Genomic DNA, 16,829 nt, shown 5'->3' on the forward strand with positions numbered 1-16,829 from the left:
GCCGTGGTCGCTTTCCCCACTACTTGAACCGATCTCACTTTTAAGCATTGGTGTAAACTCTAAGAACAATCAGCCTTTATGCGGTTAAGCGATTCAATCCTTGATCCAATTTCAACTTCCATGCAAATTACGATCGACCTTCCTGAAGCGCTGCTAACGCGCCTCAATGCTCAAGAGCAAAGCTTGCCTCAAGTTCTAGAAGTGGGACTCGATGAACTGACTGCCAGACCGCAAGCTGGATTTACAGGCTTTGCAGAAGTTCTAGAATTTCTCGCGAATCTTCCAACTCCCGAAGAGATTCTTGCATTGCGCCCCTCAGAAACGCTGCAAGCTCAAATCGATCAACTTTCTGAAAAACATAGAGCCGAATCGCTAACTCCCCAAGAAAAGCAACTCTGGCAACAATACGAATATCTAGAGCATGTCATCAGCATGGCGAAAGCAAAAGCTTATCTCAAACTGAATTCCCAAGCGATCGCATGAGCAAAACTTACGTTCCTGCTGAATTGCGACGTAGAGTAACAGAACGGAGCAGAGGATGTTGTGAATACTGTTTGCGTCCAGAACTTTTCTCCCTTAGTGTCCATGAAATCGATCATGTGATTGCAGAAAAGCATGGCGGCAAAACGACAGAAGATAATCTCGCGATCGCGTGCAAGATTTGCAACACGATTAAAGGCAGCGATATTGCTTCTATCGATCCAGAAACCGACGAAGTGACTGCACTTTACAATCCAAGGCGCGATCGCTGGCGAGAGCATTTTCGACTAGAAGGATCTGAACTCTTGCCTTTAAGCGATCGCGCACGAACAACAATTCGTCTACTTCAACTCAATCGCAGCGCCATTCTAAAGGAGCGCCCATTATGGCTTGCCACTGGAGTGGTTTATACTCCAACCTAAAGCAATTTTTACTTTACCCCTGGATGAGTTGAACTAGATCCGCTTCCGAAAGGATTGAGACTCCTAACGTTTGCGCCTTTTCCAGTTTCGAGCCTGCCTTCTCTCCAGCAACTAAGTAATCTGTCTTCTTACTCACAGAATCCGTTACTTTACCGCCTGCTTTCTGAATCAAGGCTTGTGCTTCATCCCGCTTCAGGGTCGGCAAAGTTCCAGTAATCACAAAGGTTTTTCCTGAAATTGCTGTCTCAACTTGAGCAACTGGTACAACTTCGCCTTTGAGTTGAATTTCGGCTTGTCGTAAGCGATCGATGAGTTCCTGATTACCATGATTCTGAAACCACTGCGAGACCGATTGGGCAATCTCAGATCCAAATCCTGGCACGGCTGAAATCTGCTCAGGTGTTGCTGCTGCTAACTCTTCCACACTCGGAAACGACTGGGTCAAAGTTTGAGCGTTCACACTGCCAACATGCCGAATGCCTAACCCGTACAACACTCGTGACCAGGGCTGAGATTTGGAGTCTTGGATTGCTTTGACAATCTTCTCGGCGGATTTTTTGCCCATGCGTTCTAGCGTCAGGAGTTTCTCGATCGTTAAATCGTACAGTCCAGCAACCGAATTCACGAGATTTTGATCCACGAGTTGAGCTACTAATTTCTCGCCTACGCCGTTGATATCTAATGCGTCACGGCTTGCCCAGTGCGTTAATGCACCGCGTAAGATCGCAGGACAAGACGCATTAATACATCGCGTTACCGCCTCATTTTCGGGTTTCACAACAGGCTCATGGCACTCCGGGCAATGAGTTGGCATTTCAAACAGTCGGGCATTCTCAGGACGCAATTCGGTCAGCACTCGCACGACTTCAGGAATAATTTCTCCTGCTTTGCGAACAATCACAGTATCGCCAATGCGACAATCGAGTTCGGCAATGCGATCGCGATTATGCAAGGTTGCTCGCGATACTGTTGTGCCTGCTAATTGCACAGGTTTTAGTTCGGCAACGGGTGTAATCGCGCCTGTTCGTCCAACATTGACACTAATATTTTCTAAAATTGTCGGAGCTTCTTCTGCCGGATATTTCAGCGCGATCGCCCAACGTGGAAATTTCTGGGTAAATCCAAGTCGAGTTTGCAGGGCAAACGAATTGAGTTTGATCACAACTCCATCTGTCATATAGCGGAGTTGAGTACGATCGATTGACCAGCGATCGCAATAGTCCTGAACAGCTTGTAAATCAGCACACTTTTCTCGTTCTGGATTGACTCGGAATCCCATTTCTCGTAAGAGTTCTAAAGCCTGCCATTGCGTTTCTAGTTCACCTGGAACATGCAGCGTGTAAGCAAAGAAATCGAGCCGACGCTGGGCGACGATTTTAGAATCAAGCTGGCGTAAGGTTCCGGCAGCCGCATTGCGGGGATTGGCGAAAAGTGATTCTCCGGCTTTTTCGCGATCGCAGTTAATCTGCTCGAACGAGTCGAGAGAAAGAAATGCCTCGCCTCGAACTTCGACCACAGGCGGCGGATTTTCTAAATTCAGGCGCAGCGGCACAGACCGAATCGCCCGCACATTCTGAGTAATTTCTTCTCCGGTCGTCCCATCTCCACGGGTCGCACCCCGCACGAGCAGCCCATTTTCATACGTCAGCGCCAAGGCATTGCCATCAATTTTCAGTTCGCAGACATACTCAAATTCAGTCACATCGGGCGCAACTTTCCGCCAACGCTGTTCCCAGGTAGCTAAGTCGGCATTTCCGAAGGCATTTTCTAAGCTATAGAGTGGAATATTGTGCTTGACCGAAGTGAAGTGGCTAGCAGGACGTTCTCCGACTCGTTGCGTCGGACTGTCTGGGGTAATCAGTTCTGGGTAGTGCGACTCGATCGTTTGTAGTTCGCGGTAAAGCTGATCGTAGACCGAATCTTCGATCGTCGGCGCATCTAGCACGTAATAGTCATAACTTGCCTGCTGTAACAAGCGTCTAAGTTCTTGGACACGCTGCTGAGTTTCCGGGGTCAACTGTGCGACTGAATCCATGCCTTTTCCTCTGCCAATCTCAATCAGAGCATAGTTTACTTGCTAAAATCACTCCTCTACCAGGAAAATGATGTCAAAAGCTTCAGTATTTTAGTACTATTTTCGTTGATTAAGCTCAAGCAAGCTGAAAATTTGAGGATGAAAAAATAAGACTGAGACAGGATTGACGCATGTACTCTGTCTCAGTACGATTACAGAAGGGTGATACCAGATTGAGCAAAGAACGTTGTTAAGGTCCCGATTCGTTCTGGAAAATGTGTATGAACCCCCCATCCGAAATTCCACGCGCCCCCAAACCTGAATCCGAAGAAACCCCTATTTCAGAAGCTGGTGGCATGTTTGATGCATTTGTGAGTTTAGAAGAGATTGCTCCTGACGTAACGTGGTCAGATGCGATCGCAGATCAGTGGGGAATCCCAAACACCCCTAATCAAGCAGCGCCCAAAGTTCTGGAGCAGTAAAGTCCTGAATCGCCAGCGTGGTTCCCATGTGTTTTAAATCCTTTGGGGTTTGAGTCGATGCGATACCAACGGTCAAAATTCCGGCAGCGATCGCAGATTGGATCCCCAGAGGTGAATCCTCAAACGCGATCGCTTGATCGGGTTCGAGTCCAAATTGTTTCAATGCATAAGTGTACGGTGCGGGATCAGGCTTGCCGATGCCGACTTCTTCCGCCAGAATGACGCGATCGAACACATCATCTAATTGCAAAGCCTTCAGCATAAACTCAGCATTCTTACCGGGTGCATTCGTCACCACTGCTTGCTGGATATGCCGCTGTTTTGCCCAGTCGATCAGATCCATCAAGCCGGGAGTGAGCGGTAATTGCTGCGCAAGCGCACGAAACCGGGCTTCTTTTTGTTCTGAAAGGGCTTCACCCTCAGCAGCACTTAACTGAGGTAAGAATTTGGCGATCAGGCGCGGGTTCGTACTGCCGCTCATTTCCTGCTTATAGAAGGTTTCGGTGATCTCAATGCCGAATTCTTTGAGACAGTCCTGCCAGGCAATAAAATGAATCGGGTCAGTATCTGCGATCGTTCCATCTAAGTCGTAGAGAATAGCCTTTAGCGATTGCACGATCGTACCTTCACAAAACTTCACGGCTAAGGATAGCGTGAATCGGCACAACTAGCCATCTATTCAGCGGATATTTTTTGGCTTAGCACTGAGCGATCGAGCGCGTTGAAGGGACACCGAAAATTGGAGTGGCATCTAAGCCAGTAACTTGTTGAAATTCAGTTGGCGTAAACGAAATCGCGATCTGATTCGCCTGCCAATGGTGCAATAACGCTTGAACTTGCTGAAAAAACTCAATTCCTCGGGTCATGGGAACTTTCACCCAGTTTTGCACCAGAATTTCGACCAGTGCCAGTTCGATCAAGGCAGGCGGATACAGTTGTAACAATTCGGTCAAACAGTCTTGGCACAGCTCAATGTTTTCGCTATCTAACTGATAGCTACTGATGATGTGTTTTACTCGCTGTTGTTGAATTTGTTCCTGAAGGCTCATCGGAAATGAAATTGCGCTACAAACAAGCTTAGCTTAAGTTGATCAATTCGATTCACTTTCAATGATTGGACAAATGGTTGCAGCAGAATTTGTGGCTTGCTGTGCGAGTAATTCTTCTAATTCCTGCTTGAGTATTTGGAGTTGCTGAATTTGGCGATCGATGTCACTCAATTTACCTTTGAGCGCCTGCTGAACCCGCTCACATGGCAGATCTCCTTGATCGTGTACTTCTAAAAACTCATGAATCTCCGATAGACTCATGCCCAAATGTTGCGCCCGCTTGATGAAATTTAGACGAGTGAATACATCCGCGCTAAATAATCGAAATCCGCCTTCTGTTCTGCCTACAGTTTTGAGTAAGCCTAGCTCCTCGTAGTAGCGGATTGTTTTAATCGGAATTCCGCTTTCTCTTGCAACTGTACCAATCAGTTTTGCGTCCTCTTGAACCAACATTAGTTCTCTCCTGTTTGAATTTCGCTTTGAGGCGAACCCTTGCGACGTTTAGGTTTGCTCGATAGGAACCACCACAGTTCTAGACTGATTAATCCTATCCCGCCTAAAGTGACGATCGCTTTATTCTCAAGCGGCTGTTCGATGCGATGGAACTGTCCAGTTTGAGCAGGCTGCATTTCCATGTTGTGAGGAGTTTGAGCCACTGCACGATTCATCAAAAGTAATCCTAAAATAGCAATGAGTGTGTTTTTCATCTTCCAAAGGGCTTGGGTTGAAAATTGCGAAGTCGGAGCGCGTTCGTAACCACGGAAACAGAGCTAAATGCCATCGCTGCTCCTGCAATAATTGGGCTGAGCAACCAACCGAAGAACGGATAGAGAATGCCTGCTGCGATCGGAATGCCTGCCACGTTATAGATAAACGCGAAGAACAGATTCTGCCGAATGTTGCGAATCGTGGCACGACTGAGTTGAATGGCAGTCACAATGCCTTGTAAGTCCCCAGAAATTAGAGTGATATCACTCGCCGCGATCGCAACATCGGTTCCGGTTCCGATCGCGATTCCCACATCTGCTTGTGCAAGAGCAGGCGCATCATTGATGCCATCACCCACCATCGCAACAATTTTGCCTTCAGATTGCAAAGTTTCAACAGTTGCAGCTTTTTCATCAGGGCGGACTTCTGCAAACACCCGCTGAATATTCACCTCGCGTGCAATCACATCAGCAGTCCGGCGATTGTCTCCCGTCAGCATGACGACTTCTAAGCCGAGCTTTTGTAAAGCACGAATTGCAGAAATCGACGAAGGTTTTACCGCATCTGCGATCCCCATAATTGCTTCAACTTGGCGATCGACCGCAATCCAGACAACCGTTTTGCCCAGTGATTCGAGTCGATCCCACTGCGATCGCAAAATGCTCGTCTCAATGTCTAATTCTGTCATCCAGCGATGTGTGCCAATCTGAATCAGTTGATCCGCGACATAACCTTGAACTCCACTTCCCGCGATCGCTTCAAAGTCTTGAGCGCTCATGAGTTCGACAGTTTGAGCTTGTGCATAGTGCACGACTGCTTCTGCTAAGGGATGTTCTGAGTTTTGCTCGATCGCAGCAGCTAAACGGAGCAGATTTAATTCATTACGATTCGCAGTCCCTCGAACCGTAACAAAATCCGTGACCGTTGGTTTCCCTTGGGTAATTGTTCCAGTTTTGTCGAGAACGATTGTTTGTAGTTTATGCGCCAGTTCTAAACTCTCTGCTCCTTTGATTAAGATGCCATTCTCTGCACCTTTACCCGTACCGACCATAATCGAGGTCGGAGTTGCTAAACCTAATGCACAGGGACAGGCAATAATAAGCACGCCAACTGTCGGAATCAACGCCATCGTCACATTGCCCATGACGTTGTACCAGAGAATAAACGTTGCGATCGCAATGGCTATCACCACCGGAACGAACCATCCGGTCACTTGGTCTGCCAAGCGTTGAATCGGAGCTTTTGAGCCTTGTGCTTGTTGCACCAGTTTCACAATCTGAGCGAGAAAAGTATCTTTGCCCACTCGTGTTGCACTGAAGATAAAGCGACCTGTTTTATTTAAAGTCGCTCCAATCACCTCATCGCCAACTTGTTTACTCACAGGCACACTTTCACCTGTAACCATCGATTCCTCGATCGTCGATCGACCTTCAATAATCTCCCCATCGACCGGAATCTTTTCACCAGGACGCACAATCACGAGATCTCCGACCGTCACTTCCGCGATCGGGACATCCATCTCCTGTCCTTGGCGAATCACGCGCGCTGTTCTTGCCTGCAACCCAATCAGTTTACGAATCGCCTCAGAAGTGCGTCCTTTAGCACGATGTTCTAACAACCGACCTAGTAAAAGCAGCGCAATAATCACACATGCCGCTTCAAAGTAAACATCTGGAGCAAGCCCTTGAGCGATAAACCACTGTGGAAAAAACGTTGGAAATAGAGAATATAGGTAAGCAGAACCCGTCCCGATCGCAACCAAGGTATCCATCGTCGCAGTGTGTCGCTTCAGAGCTTTCCAGGCATGGATAAAAAAAGACGCACCACACCAAAACAGCACAGGCGTTGTCAATATCAACTGAGTCAGTGGATCATGCAACTCCATCGGAATCCAGGGAATCGGCAGTCCGAGCATGGCAGGAAGCGACCCGATCACCAACACAGCGCTGATGATGCAAGCGACCCAGACTTTGCGGCGCAACTTGCGATTTTGAACTTGTCGTTCTCGCTGGTCTGCATCCTCTTCATCCGCTAGCACATTCTCTTGCATCGGCTGAGCAGAATAACCTGCGTCATCAACAGCTTGCTGAATCTCAGCTAGATTGGTTTTGCGAGAATCGTAAGCGATCGTGGCTTGCTCTGCGCCAAAATTGACGCTGCACTCATTGACACCCTCGACTGAGCGAATCGCATCTTCAATATTCTTCGCGCAGGCGGCACAACTCATGCCTTGAAGTTTAAGCGTGGTGGTTTCCATAAGACAAATTAGGAAAAGAACTAAGCAACCGTGTAACCTGCATCCGTAATCGCTTGTTTTACAGCAGTTTCTGAAGCCTGCGTCTCGATTTGGACAAGTTTAGTTTTGGGATCAGCGGTCACGATCGCAGTTGGATCGATCGATTTGATCGCGCTGGTAATCGTATCGCTACAAGCAGAACACGCCATATTCGGAACCGTAAGTTGTAAGGACATGAATCAAACTCCTGAACTGAAATTTGGAATCTTTATATGATCATTCTGAAATCTCTAGTGGGCTGGAGAGTCAAGTTATTTTTTTAGATTCTGTCTGAAGCATGAGAAAGAAGGCTGCCATTCTGGAATTCAGAACAACAGCCTTCTTTTCAATTTGATGCACTACTTTCTAACCCTAGGGCTTTGCAGCCGTTTGACAAGCCGAATCTGTTTGTACAGGCGGCATCAATGCCACAATATGAGGGACTGGGCGGGGCGTATAGCTCATCATCGACTCCCCTTTGAATGCCAGCGCGGCACTGGCTCCCGAATCGAGCATCACGGCTTCTCGCAATCCTGCTTTTGCCAGCGCTTCACCGAGATTCACGGAGTTAACATAATCACCCGAAACTCCGACAACCGGACGATCAGCTTGATCAATTCCCCAGAACGCGCGATCGCGCTCTGCATCAAAGCCAAACAATCCTCTGAATGTCTCTGCCGACTGAGGTTTGCCATCTTTGACTAACCAAGCTCCTGCTACAAATGCATCTTTCACCCCAAGCAATTCTGCCTCGACTCCCTCACGCGTGTTGTGTTTCAACGGATTAAACGGGATATATCGAATCGTTTGATCGTTAATTAACACGAGCGGTCGCCCTTCTAATTTGGAGAGTGATCCTTGAGGAGCCGCAACGAATTCGCCAGTTGCAGAACTCATCACAGGTCCAATCATCTTATTAGAATCGAGAAATTCCAGCGAGAAAAAGCCCCCATCAACTGCCGCGATCGCAGGCGTTCCCTGCTTAATTTCTACGACCTGCGCCCGAGTTTTCGCATGAATCGTCGTCGGTTTTCCACCGGCTGCCAAAATCAAGGGCACTTTATTCACGGTGGTCTTAGTCAACTCCACAGGTGCGCTGAAATTCAGACCATTTTTGAAGAAAGTCATGGCAGGTCCGCCGTTGGCTTCGGCGATCACTTTCTCAGTTTGGGACTGTCCAATCCGTGAAATATTGAATAAGTTCTCAGACTCCGCTGCAAACAAGTTTGCCTCGTCGCTCATTGTCCAAGCCGCTTGATACCCCGCCGCGATCGCAGCTTGTTGAACTCGCTCGTCGTTCTTGCCTTCTGGATAGACAAAATATCGAATCGGAATCCCTAGCTTGGCTTCGAGCATCCGTTTCGATTCGGTCATCTCAAACGCTAACTTTGCATCATCCTTAATCTCGCGTAAATCCGCTGGATGATTGACACTGTGCGATGCGATCGTGATTAACGGATCAGCCGCCATCTCCTGAATCTGCGCCCAATTCATCCCCGGACGACCTCTAGGTTTGTCAATTTTGGCAGGATAAATCGAAAACGCACCCGGATACCCGTACTTCTTCAATAAAGGATAGACATATTTATAATGTCCTAAGTAACCATCATCAAAGGTGAGAACGACTGGCTTAGCAGGCAAAGGAATCCCAGTTTTCAAATGTTCGACGAGTTGAACCAAGCTAATCGGAGTCAACCCATTTTGTTGAATCAATTTTAGATGTGCCTCAAACTCTTGAGGAGTCACATCAAAAAAAACTTCTTTCTCCGCCACAATGTCGTGATACATCAGGATCGGAACTTTCGCCAATCGCGCTCTTGGATTGATTTGCGGAAACGGTGCTTCTGCGAGTTTTGCTTGCCAATCTTTCGCAAATTCAGATGATTTGGCTCTGAATGTCGTTGGTTTGAAATCAGTGGGAATTGATGTGGATGCTTGATATCCCAATTGCGTCCCCTGGGCACAAACGGGAGCAATGGCGACACTCAAACTAGAGTTGAGTTGCGGCGGCTCGTTGGCTAAGAACGTGGGAGTCAGCGATGAAATCTGGGGAGCCACTTCAGTTGGCAACCAGCGATTTCCTGAAGCAACGATCGCACCTGCCCCAACCAGAAGCGGTAAACTCCCAACGGCTAGAAATTGCCAGCCAGCTTTAGGAGCGATCTGTTTCGAGAAGCCCAACAAACGAGTCCAAGGGGATTTTTTCATGGTGAGGTCAGGGGAAGGTCACTTGAACTATATACTCGATTTGACTTGCATCCCTAAGTCATGCAAATTACACAACGAGAGGGATGCTTGTCAATCATTTCCCTGCTAGTCTCTCCCAATCCGGTGAAAAATCTCTGCCTTGAACAACTTGTATAGAATTCACTGAGACACAAACGCAAATATTTTCAGCACTCAAATGTTTTCAGCGCTCAAATATTTTCAGTACTCAAATATTTTCAGTACTCAAACGCTCTAGCGCGACACGAGCCGCTGCTGCCACATTCGGATTACCGTCTTTTTCCAAATATTTCAAAGCAGACAGACTCTTCTCGCTGGGCATATTTCCCAATGCCTCTGCCAATCGTTGACGAATCAACCAATCTTCAGATTGAGCGAAGCGCAAAATTGCGTTGACCGCATCGACGGCTTTAATCTCTCCCAAAGCCGCGATCGCAGCTTGCTGTACGACAATTTCTTCGCTGTCTAATGCCTCCATCAGCACTTGTTTCGCCCGTGCATCTTTCAAATTCCCCAAGGCAACGGCTGCACTAAATCTCACAAGCCAGTCGGTATCTTCATAAAACAGTCGCACCAATGGCTCAAAGGCTCTGATGTCTTCTAAATAGCCCAATGCTCCAGCCGCATCTGCGCGAATCCCGTAGTCCGATTCGGTTTCGAGAATATTGAGGAGGATCGGAAAACTTTCATCGGTTTGCTTAATTCCTAACGCAAACACAGCCATCGATCGAATTTGTAAACTCTGATCATTCAAGACTTTTTTAATCAAGGGCACAGCGTCCTCAGCCGGAATGTCTCGCAGATTGGCAAGCGCTACCATGCGATCGCGGGTACTGTCACTGTCGAGTTGCTGAGCGATTTGGTTGAGGCTGAGACTCATATTTTTTACAAAACTTAAAAATTGCATTTTCATTGTGACAGAATTCCGAGTTCTGTGCCGCCTCTATGAAGGGAGGCTTCCCGAACAAATCTATAATGGGATTTGCTTTACGTTTTGGATTGCCACTATGCAGACTAGCGATCGACCCTCCCTTTCTTCGACGTTTTCGGTTGCCCGGATTGCTTCTGTCTCTCGTAAGACGGGTGAAACTGATGTGCAAGTGACCGTCAATCTCGATGGCACCGGAAAATGCGTTGCCAAAACAGGGATTCCGTTTCTCGATCATATGCTGCACCAAATCTCATCGCATGGATTGATTGATCTCGATGTGCAAGCAACGGGCGATATCGAAATCGATGATCACCATACAAATGAGGATGTCGGGATTACGTTGGGGATGGCGATCGCGAAAGCGTTAGGCGACCGTAAAGGCATTGTTCGGTTTGGGCATTTCGTTGCGCCTTTGGACGAAGCACTGATCCAAGTTGCACTTGATTTTTCAGGTCGTCCGCATCTGAGCTATGGCTTAGAGATTCCAACGCAACGGGTGGGAACCTATGATACGCAGCTTGTGCGAGAGTTTTTTGTGGCAGTGATCAATCATGCTCAAATGACGCTGCACCTTCGCCAACTTGATGGAATCAATTCGCATCACATTATTGAAGCGACGTTTAAGGCATTTGCGCGATCGCTGCGAATGGCAGTAGAAATCGATCCACGACGGGCACATGAAATTCCCAGTTCAAAGGGTGTGCTGTGATGCGAGGCTGGCAAGTAGGAGTGGGATTGGCGCTGGTGTTGGGATCGCCTATCGTCGAAATGCGATCGGTCAGCGCTCAAGAGAGCATCTGGAAACGATTCACATCCAAGAGTCATGGCTTTTCTATTGTCATGCCCGGTACACCGACTGAGCGCAAACAAAGTGGACTGACCCAATTTGAACTGATTCGAGATGCAGAATCGGTACGGTATGCCGTAGGAGTTCTCAATTTACCTGCTGCTCCCGGAGAGGACAAAAAGCTGCAAAACGAAGTCTATGAAGGGATTCGTCGAGGAGCAGCGCGTGGACAAGCCGAACTCCTATCATTTCGCACGATTAAACTGGGTGAGTTCCCAGGACGGGAAATGAACTTTAAGCTGCCAGATAATATGGTGGCAAAATGGCGGGTTTATCTCGTCGATCGTCGTGCTTACTTTATCAATGTCACCACGACACAGGAAAATCAGCAGCGAGGACTGGCGACAAGCATTAATGTCTTTCTCAATTCGTTTCAACTGATCGGAACCCCGCCAAAGCAGCCGAATTAGGATTTCAATCTCTCTTGCTCAGGATTGTTCTTTAGTAATCTTTGTCACTGTTCTTAAAGGTTCGCCGCATCGCCCATTGTAAAAAGCCTGGGAACAAGCGGCTTGAGAGCAGTGACATATTTGCAGAACCGACCATGACATCCGTTTTCCGATGTTTGACCGCTGTCCAAATCGCCTTTGCTACGTCTTCTGGCTTCTCAACCACAGGAACACTCAAAACCTGCTCTAACTGCTTACGGCGTGCGATCGCATCTTCCTCATCCTTGCCGCGAAAAATCGCTCGCTCCATCAGATCACTTTTGATCAGACTCGGATAAATGCCACAGACAGTAATCCCTTTCGGCGAAAGCTCAGACTGTAAACTCTGAGTCAGCCCAGTCACGGCAAATTTACTCGTCGAATAAGGCACAAGATAGGGAATAGGAACCTTCCCACCCACGGATGCAACATTCACAATCATGCCGCGACCTTGAGCCAGCATGTGCGGGAGTAGAGCTTGAATTGTGTGAATATACCCCCAAAGATTTGTATCAATCACTGTATGCCAATCTTCTAGTGAGAAACTATCGGCTGGACCTGAACTATACACACCCGCATTGTTGACGAGGACATCGATCGTGCCGTACTGCGCGATCGACTGATCAATGAGCTTCTGAACTTGTTCTGGATTGCGAGTATCAGTTGGAATCGCAGTAACGCTCTGACCAATCGCCTTGACTTCTTCAGCCGCTGCGTTTAAGCGATCGATATTTCGAGCAGCCATAATTACGCTGTAGCCATTTCGAGCAAACTGAAGGGCAGTTGCTTTACCAATGCCTTGAGATGCGCCAGTAATCAGAACAGTAGAAGCCATAAACCTTAAACATGAGAACTATTTTTAGTGTGATGGGAATGGGTACAAATACGTCCCACTTTTGTCAGATCTGAGGATTTTGCAATCAATATTACCGTCTTTACGACAGAGACAAGGTTCGCCCCATAGGGAGATAGCGTTATCCAAGGCAATTTATAAACTCGACTCAGAAATTGAGAAGCAGAAAGCGTTTTCGATCGCGTTCCTCAATCTCAATAATGAATGTTAAAGTTTGTAAAGATGGTTTTTCAACCTCGATCTTTCCTGGAGTTTTCTTGTGGTTTCCTTCCGTTCAGCGCCAACTCAATTGGGTCAAGATTCTAAAATTCAAATCGATCGAGGTGTATGGGTTGCACTCACGATTTTAGGAATTTGGGCAGTGAGCTTGTTCACACTGCTCAGTATTGATATTACACAATTATCAATCCCATTTAGAATTGCAGGGCTTTTACTACAAACATTTCTATACACTGGGCTATTTATTACCGCACACGATGCGATGCATGGCGCTGTTTCGCCGAGTAATCGTAAACTCAATGACTTGATTGGCTCAATTGCATTGCGCGCCTATGCTTTATTTTCATTGAAATCAATGATCAAAACGCATTGGGAGCATCATGCACATCCAGCTTCTGATCTCGATCCAGACTTTCACAACGGCAAGAATAAAAGCCTTTTAGGATGGTATTCCTACTTCATGGTGCGCTATTGGAGTTGGACGCGAATTATCTCTTTGATTGCCATCTTTCACATTGTGCATCGACTCTTTCACGTTCCTGAAGCGAATTTAACTTGGTTTTGGGTCGTGCCTTCGATTCTCAGCTCCGTTCAATTGTTCTTCTTTGGGACATTTCTACCGCATCGTGAGCCAGCAGGCGGCTATCAAAACGAAAATCGTGCGACCAGTACTCGCTGGTCACCCTTCTGGTCATTTATTAGCTGCTACCACTTTGGCTATCATTTAGAACATCATGAACGCCCTGATCTCGCTTGGTGGCAACTTCCTGAATTACATCAACGCAAACTTCAAGAAGAAGGCTAAGCTTGAGAATGACGATCGCGGAATGATGTTATGGCAGATTGGGTCACGCTTCTCAATGAGTATTCAAACAAGGATTTAGAACAGCGGAAGATTTGGTATTCTCCGGTTGTGGAAGCCTACGATCGCGGAAGACCGAGCTATCCTGAAATGCTCATTCAGCGATCGATTGAACTTGCCAATCTTGCCCCCGACTCGAAAATTCTTGAAGTGGGCTGTGGTTCGGGGACGGCAACGGTTGATTTTGCCAAGTTAGGCTATGCGATCGATGCGGTTGAACCCAATCCAGAATTCTGCCGAGTGGCTCAGCGAAATTTTGCCGAGTTTCCGCAGGTCAAGCTTTACCCCCAATCTTTTGAGGAGTGGCAAGTTCAGCCGGAAACCTATCAGATTGTGCTGGCTGCGAATGCGTGGCACTGGATTGCCTCAGATATTAAGTATGTGAAAGCAGCAAAAACATTGCGGACTGGAGGTGCTCTAGTGCTGATTTGGAATATGTCGCTTGAACCGAGCTATGAAATTTATCAAATCCTGAATGAGGTCTATCAGGCTCATGCACCTGCGATCGCACCTGCGTATGAAGGGCGAGATAAGCAAGTTGAAATCTTGAGCGGATTAGGGAAACTCGTGAGTGATTCCGGATTATTTGAGGCTCCCGTCACAGAATTGATGCCTTGCGAAAGAACCTATGAGGTCGATCGCTATCTCGATCTTTTGAGTAGCTATTCACCCTATGTTTCTCTAGATCCACAGGTCAAAGAAGCTTTATTGTCAGGATTGAGAACGACGATCGAGGAAAAACTAAACGGTGAAATTCAACTGTCTAACTTAGCAGCAGTTCAAGTTGCGCGGAAAATTGAGGGTTAGTACTTTCTCTCACTCTCGTTTGTATCATCTCGGAAGCGTCCATGAGAAGAATAGGGTCACTCCAGCAATATTGAAAAGTAAAGTGAGTACTGCCCCAATGATGATGCCTTTAATTGTTGCGTAGCGTCGATCGAGCAGCAAAACAAAAATGACTGGAATCACATAAAACATCTGGGAAATCCCAATCCCAATCACCATAAAGGCAAGCGATGTATACCCATTCAGCAAGATAAACAGCGCTTGAGTGTCTGAGCGACTTGGCACGATCGTGATGAGAGCATAAATCAATAAGCCGATCGCAACTGCGATGACGAAGGCAATCCCATGCAATGCAATCAGTAACAGAATCCCTCGCAAGATTTTCTGCCATTCATTCGATCCACTCATATTGGTCTACCTAGACTACTCTCTACTCTCTGTCTCAATCCACACAAAACAACCCGCCTTAAGGCAAGCTGTCAACCACTGTAGCAAACTGTACCAAGCATCACCCCTCGGCAGCAGTCTTGATACAAGCTGCATCTAGAAGCATAAGTTTAGGCGTATTAAAAACCGAGCAATGGGCGAGCTTTGCAAGTGCCGGGATTTTTCCTTGCTGGAGGCTCGTTAATGCGATCGTAAACTCAGGCTCGAAACTGCTCAACCAAGCCGAATTCGTGAGATACAAAGGCGTAAATGCGGGTTGATCCAGCAACCAAAGTTTAATCTGATATTTGTCGATCGTTTGTTTTGCAGCTCTAAGATCTGAACTATACTGCGCTTGCATCACGTCTAAAATGCGTTGGCGAATTGGGCGATAGTATCCTAAATGAAACGGAAGCGAGTGTTCTTTACTAAATAAAACAGAGCGTTGAGCAAGAGTCGAAATATTATTGGCTTCATCAGATAGTGTTGCGACTAAAGTATCTTTCGGCTGAGTCTTTAAGAATTGATAGAGGGATGGATCTTTTATCACCCGAACATTGATCCTGGGAAAATCCTGTGAAACTTGTGGATAAGTGAAGAATACGAGCATTGTCATGGTCATCAATGTCAGCCTCGTTCCTAAAGTTATCCAGCGGCGTTGTGCTACGAGAGTTTTGCAGCCTCGCAGTAGAGTATCCAGCAGAATCGTGAGTACAATTCCAGCCGCGATCGCTAAGACAATCCGGAACGTGTGAGTCGTATATCGCGTTGGGAAGAACAGTCTTAGTAACAATAAATGAGCCGCAGCAAATAAGCCTAAAGAAACCCAAATCATTTTCGGGAGAATTGCGATTCGGTGATTGATCTGCTGGACTAGCGGAAATCGTACTGGATATCGCATCAAAATCGGCAGCAACACACCAAGCCAAATCAAGGGTGGCATCAACGGTGGAATGATTCCACTATGTTCACCAATCAGCCAGAATGCCCAGGGATTCGGATTAAAAAAGGGATGTCTTCCACCAGGATGGAGTTCTGGCATTGTCCAAGCTTGATCACGCGTGATCACAGGAGCGAATTGGCTCGAAGCGAGTCCATATGGAAGCAGCGCGATCGCGGTAAAACCAACACAGATGCCAACAAATTTTAATTGATTGAAATTTAGTCTTCTTGTATTCCCATCCCAAAGCGTGCAGCATAAAAGCGCGATCGTGATAAACACTAAAGGCGGATAAATCAATGCTTGTAGCACTAAAACGATCAGAATACCAAGCCGCTGATGACGAAGTAGATAGTATAGAAAGGCTAGAAATAACGGCGTTACGAAAGCTCTAGGAGTAGCAGAACCTAAATCATCTCTAGACCATACGCTTTGATTGAGCAGTAGCGTTGTAATAAATCCGGTGATCGGAAACGGAAACAGCCTTAAGCAGAGTGCAAAGCTATAAAAAGTTGTGATCAGTCCTAGACCGACAGGCAGAACTTTGCTGACCCAAAGCGGATGCACTCCGAGGATTGCCATTCCATGATAGAAAGCAGCATATCCTGGCGGAGTAATCGATTTGAAATATTGTGCAATCAAATCATTGGGTAAAAGAGTGGGGTCGAGAAATCGCTGCATCCAGAACACATATTCTCTAGCATCGTCTTGCACCACATATTCAGCTTGAAATGATTTCTGAAGTGCGAGACTACCATAGTAAAGAGCAAAGCCAAGACTTAACCCGAACCAAAGCCTGCTTGAAGTTCGATCGCTTGCTGTTGTTGGCTTAGCCATCAGAAATTGATGTGTTCTAGAGATTAGCGTTTTTATCACAACCT

The 16,829-nt window shown here is 46.9% G+C and carries 19 protein-coding genes; 7 read left to right on the forward strand and 12 right to left on the reverse strand.

Annotated features, from left to right (window positions below; all coding sequences use genetic code 11):
- The first annotated feature begins 78 nt into the window (after positions 1–78).
- Together OU814_RS24235 and OU814_RS24240 are read left to right on the forward strand one after the other, a co-directional pair.
- Positions 79–483 (forward strand): hypothetical protein, encoded by a 405-nt coding sequence (locus OU814_RS24235; protein WP_268242335.1) that lies wholly within the window; start codon positions 79–81, stop codon positions 481–483.
- Positions 480–902 carry an HNH endonuclease gene (locus tag OU814_RS24240; protein ID WP_268242336.1) on the forward strand — a complete coding sequence of 141 codons (423 nt, stop codon included), beginning with the start codon at positions 480–482 and terminating at the stop codon, positions 900–902. Before OU814_RS24235 ends, OU814_RS24240 begins: the two co-directional genes overlap by 4 nt.
- A gap of 13 nt (positions 903–915) precedes the next feature.
- Here the strand turns inward: OU814_RS24240 and ligA are convergent, their stop codons facing one another.
- Positions 916–2,937 (reverse strand): NAD-dependent DNA ligase LigA, encoded by a 2,022-nt coding sequence (gene ligA / locus OU814_RS24245; protein WP_268242337.1) that lies wholly within the window; start codon positions 2,935–2,937, stop codon positions 916–918.
- A 260-nt stretch (positions 2,938–3,197) separates the two neighbouring features.
- Here ligA and OU814_RS24250 point away from each other — a divergent pair, with 260 nt between their 5' ends.
- Positions 3,198–3,398, forward strand: coding sequence for a hypothetical protein (locus OU814_RS24250; protein ID WP_190651982.1), 201 nt, complete (start codon positions 3,198–3,200; stop codon positions 3,396–3,398).
- On the opposite strand, the gene OU814_RS24255 is transcribed toward OU814_RS24250, so the two are convergent.
- The 8 genes from OU814_RS24255 to OU814_RS24290 form a co-directional block, all read right to left on the reverse strand.
- Positions 3,364–4,014, reverse strand: a complete 651-nt coding sequence (locus OU814_RS24255) for an HAD family hydrolase (RefSeq protein WP_268242338.1) — start codon at positions 4,012–4,014, stop codon at positions 3,364–3,366. The two genes, OU814_RS24250 and OU814_RS24255, sit on opposite strands and share 35 nt — an antisense overlap.
- Before the next feature lie 82 nt (positions 4,015–4,096).
- The gene (locus OU814_RS24260; RefSeq protein ID WP_017288746.1) at positions 4,097–4,447 is read right to left on the reverse strand and encodes a hypothetical protein; all 351 of its coding nucleotides are present in this window, start codon (positions 4,445–4,447) and stop codon (positions 4,097–4,099) included.
- Between the two features lie 42 nt (positions 4,448–4,489).
- Complete coding sequence (locus tag OU814_RS24265; protein ID WP_017288745.1) at positions 4,490–4,900, reverse strand: MerR family DNA-binding protein; 411 nt, start codon at positions 4,898–4,900, stop codon at positions 4,490–4,492.
- Positions 4,900–5,154 carry a hypothetical protein gene (locus tag OU814_RS24270; RefSeq protein ID WP_017288744.1) on the reverse strand — a complete coding sequence of 85 codons (255 nt, stop codon included), beginning with the start codon at positions 5,152–5,154 and terminating at the stop codon, positions 4,900–4,902. Before OU814_RS24270 ends, OU814_RS24265 begins: the two co-directional genes overlap by 1 nt.
- Entirely contained in the window at positions 5,151–7,412 is a 2,262-nt protein-coding gene (locus OU814_RS24275) for a heavy metal translocating P-type ATPase (protein ID WP_268242339.1), read from the reverse strand. The genes OU814_RS24270 and OU814_RS24275 overlap by 4 nt, the downstream gene beginning before the upstream one ends.
- Before the next feature lie 20 nt (positions 7,413–7,432).
- Positions 7,433–7,627 carry a heavy-metal-associated domain-containing protein gene (locus tag OU814_RS24280; RefSeq protein ID WP_017288742.1) on the reverse strand — a complete coding sequence of 65 codons (195 nt, stop codon included), beginning with the start codon at positions 7,625–7,627 and terminating at the stop codon, positions 7,433–7,435.
- Positions 7,628–7,802: 175 nt separating this feature from the next.
- Entirely contained in the window at positions 7,803–9,638 is a 1,836-nt protein-coding gene (locus OU814_RS24285; RefSeq protein WP_268242340.1) for a polysaccharide deacetylase family protein, read from the reverse strand.
- 226 nt (positions 9,639–9,864) lie between these two features.
- Positions 9,865–10,536 carry a HEAT repeat domain-containing protein gene (locus tag OU814_RS24290; RefSeq protein ID WP_026148708.1) on the reverse strand — a complete coding sequence of 224 codons (672 nt, stop codon included), beginning with the start codon at positions 10,534–10,536 and terminating at the stop codon, positions 9,865–9,867.
- Positions 10,537–10,663: 127 nt separating this feature from the next.
- Here OU814_RS24290 and hisB point away from each other — a divergent pair, with 127 nt between their 5' ends.
- Both hisB and OU814_RS24300 read left to right on the forward strand, forming a co-directional pair.
- On the forward strand, positions 10,664–11,296 hold the full coding sequence (gene hisB / locus OU814_RS24295) for an imidazoleglycerol-phosphate dehydratase HisB (protein WP_017288739.1): 633 nt from the start codon (positions 10,664–10,666) through the stop codon (positions 11,294–11,296).
- Positions 11,293–11,844, forward strand: a complete 552-nt coding sequence (locus OU814_RS24300) for a hypothetical protein (protein WP_268242341.1) — start codon at positions 11,293–11,295, stop codon at positions 11,842–11,844. The genes hisB and OU814_RS24300 overlap by 4 nt, the downstream gene beginning before the upstream one ends.
- A 31-nt stretch (positions 11,845–11,875) precedes the next feature.
- On the opposite strand, the gene OU814_RS24305 is transcribed toward OU814_RS24300, so the two are convergent.
- Entirely contained in the window at positions 11,876–12,697 is an 822-nt protein-coding gene (locus OU814_RS24305) for an SDR family NAD(P)-dependent oxidoreductase (RefSeq protein ID WP_268242342.1), read from the reverse strand.
- A gap of 277 nt (positions 12,698–12,974) precedes the next feature.
- Here OU814_RS24305 and crtW point away from each other — a divergent pair, with 277 nt between their 5' ends.
- Together crtW and OU814_RS24315 are read left to right on the forward strand one after the other, a co-directional pair.
- Positions 12,975–13,739, forward strand: a complete 765-nt coding sequence (gene crtW / locus OU814_RS24310) for a beta-carotene ketolase CrtW (protein ID WP_017288736.1) — start codon at positions 12,975–12,977, stop codon at positions 13,737–13,739.
- 30 nt (positions 13,740–13,769) lie between these two features.
- Complete coding sequence (locus tag OU814_RS24315; RefSeq protein ID WP_268242343.1) at positions 13,770–14,603, forward strand: class I SAM-dependent methyltransferase; 834 nt, start codon at positions 13,770–13,772, stop codon at positions 14,601–14,603.
- A gap of 24 nt (positions 14,604–14,627) precedes the next feature.
- Here the strand turns inward: OU814_RS24315 and OU814_RS24320 are convergent, their stop codons facing one another.
- Together OU814_RS24320 and OU814_RS24325 are read right to left on the reverse strand one after the other, a co-directional pair.
- On the reverse strand, positions 14,628–14,990 hold the full coding sequence (locus OU814_RS24320; protein ID WP_017288734.1) for a hypothetical protein: 363 nt from the start codon (positions 14,988–14,990) through the stop codon (positions 14,628–14,630).
- A 100-nt stretch (positions 14,991–15,090) separates the two neighbouring features.
- Positions 15,091–16,785, reverse strand: a complete 1,695-nt coding sequence (locus tag OU814_RS24325) for a hypothetical protein (RefSeq protein ID WP_268242344.1) — start codon at positions 16,783–16,785, stop codon at positions 15,091–15,093.
- Between the last annotated feature and the right edge of the window lie 44 nt (positions 16,786–16,829).

Origin of the sequence: Leptolyngbya sp. GGD (genome assembly GCF_026735145.1) — a bacterium.
Lineage (GTDB): Bacteria > Cyanobacteriota > Cyanobacteriia > Leptolyngbyales > Leptolyngbyaceae > Leptolyngbya > Leptolyngbya boryana.

Bases quoted from the DNA above. Each gene is read 5' to 3' on its own strand.
- OU814_RS24240 (WP_268242336.1), top strand. From the start codon at position 480: ATGAGCAAAACTTACGTTCCTGCTGAATTGCGACGTAGAGTAACAGAA.
- OU814_RS24235 (WP_268242335.1), top strand. From the start codon at position 79: ATGCGGTTAAGCGATTCAATCCTTGATCCAATTTCAACTTCCATGCAA.
- OU814_RS24270 (WP_017288744.1), bottom strand. From the start codon at position 5,154: ATGAAAAACACACTCATTGCTATTTTAGGATTACTTTTGATGAATCGT.
- OU814_RS24250 (WP_190651982.1), top strand. From the start codon at position 3,198: ATGAACCCCCCATCCGAAATTCCACGCGCCCCCAAACCTGAATCCGAA.
- ligA (WP_268242337.1), bottom strand. From the start codon at position 2,937: ATGGATTCAGTCGCACAGTTGACCCCGGAAACTCAGCAGCGTGTCCAA.
- OU814_RS24325 (WP_268242344.1), bottom strand. From the start codon at position 16,785: ATGGCTAAGCCAACAACAGCAAGCGATCGAACTTCAAGCAGGCTTTGG.
- OU814_RS24320 (WP_017288734.1), bottom strand. From the start codon at position 14,990: ATGAGTGGATCGAATGAATGGCAGAAAATCTTGCGAGGGATTCTGTTA.
- OU814_RS24285 (WP_268242340.1), bottom strand. From the start codon at position 9,638: ATGAAAAAATCCCCTTGGACTCGTTTGTTGGGCTTCTCGAAACAGATC.
- OU814_RS24305 (WP_268242342.1), bottom strand. From the start codon at position 12,697: ATGGCTTCTACTGTTCTGATTACTGGCGCATCTCAAGGCATTGGTAAA.
- OU814_RS24315 (WP_268242343.1), top strand. From the start codon at position 13,770: ATGGCAGATTGGGTCACGCTTCTCAATGAGTATTCAAACAAGGATTTA.
- OU814_RS24265 (WP_017288745.1), bottom strand. From the start codon at position 4,900: ATGTTGGTTCAAGAGGACGCAAAACTGATTGGTACAGTTGCAAGAGAA.
- hisB (WP_017288739.1), top strand. From the start codon at position 10,664: ATGCAGACTAGCGATCGACCCTCCCTTTCTTCGACGTTTTCGGTTGCC.
- OU814_RS24275 (WP_268242339.1), bottom strand. From the start codon at position 7,412: ATGGAAACCACCACGCTTAAACTTCAAGGCATGAGTTGTGCCGCCTGC.
- OU814_RS24280 (WP_017288742.1), bottom strand. From the start codon at position 7,627: ATGTCCTTACAACTTACGGTTCCGAATATGGCGTGTTCTGCTTGTAGC.
- OU814_RS24290 (WP_026148708.1), bottom strand. From the start codon at position 10,536: ATGAGTCTCAGCCTCAACCAAATCGCTCAGCAACTCGACAGTGACAGT.
- OU814_RS24260 (WP_017288746.1), bottom strand. From the start codon at position 4,447: ATGAGCCTTCAGGAACAAATTCAACAACAGCGAGTAAAACACATCATC.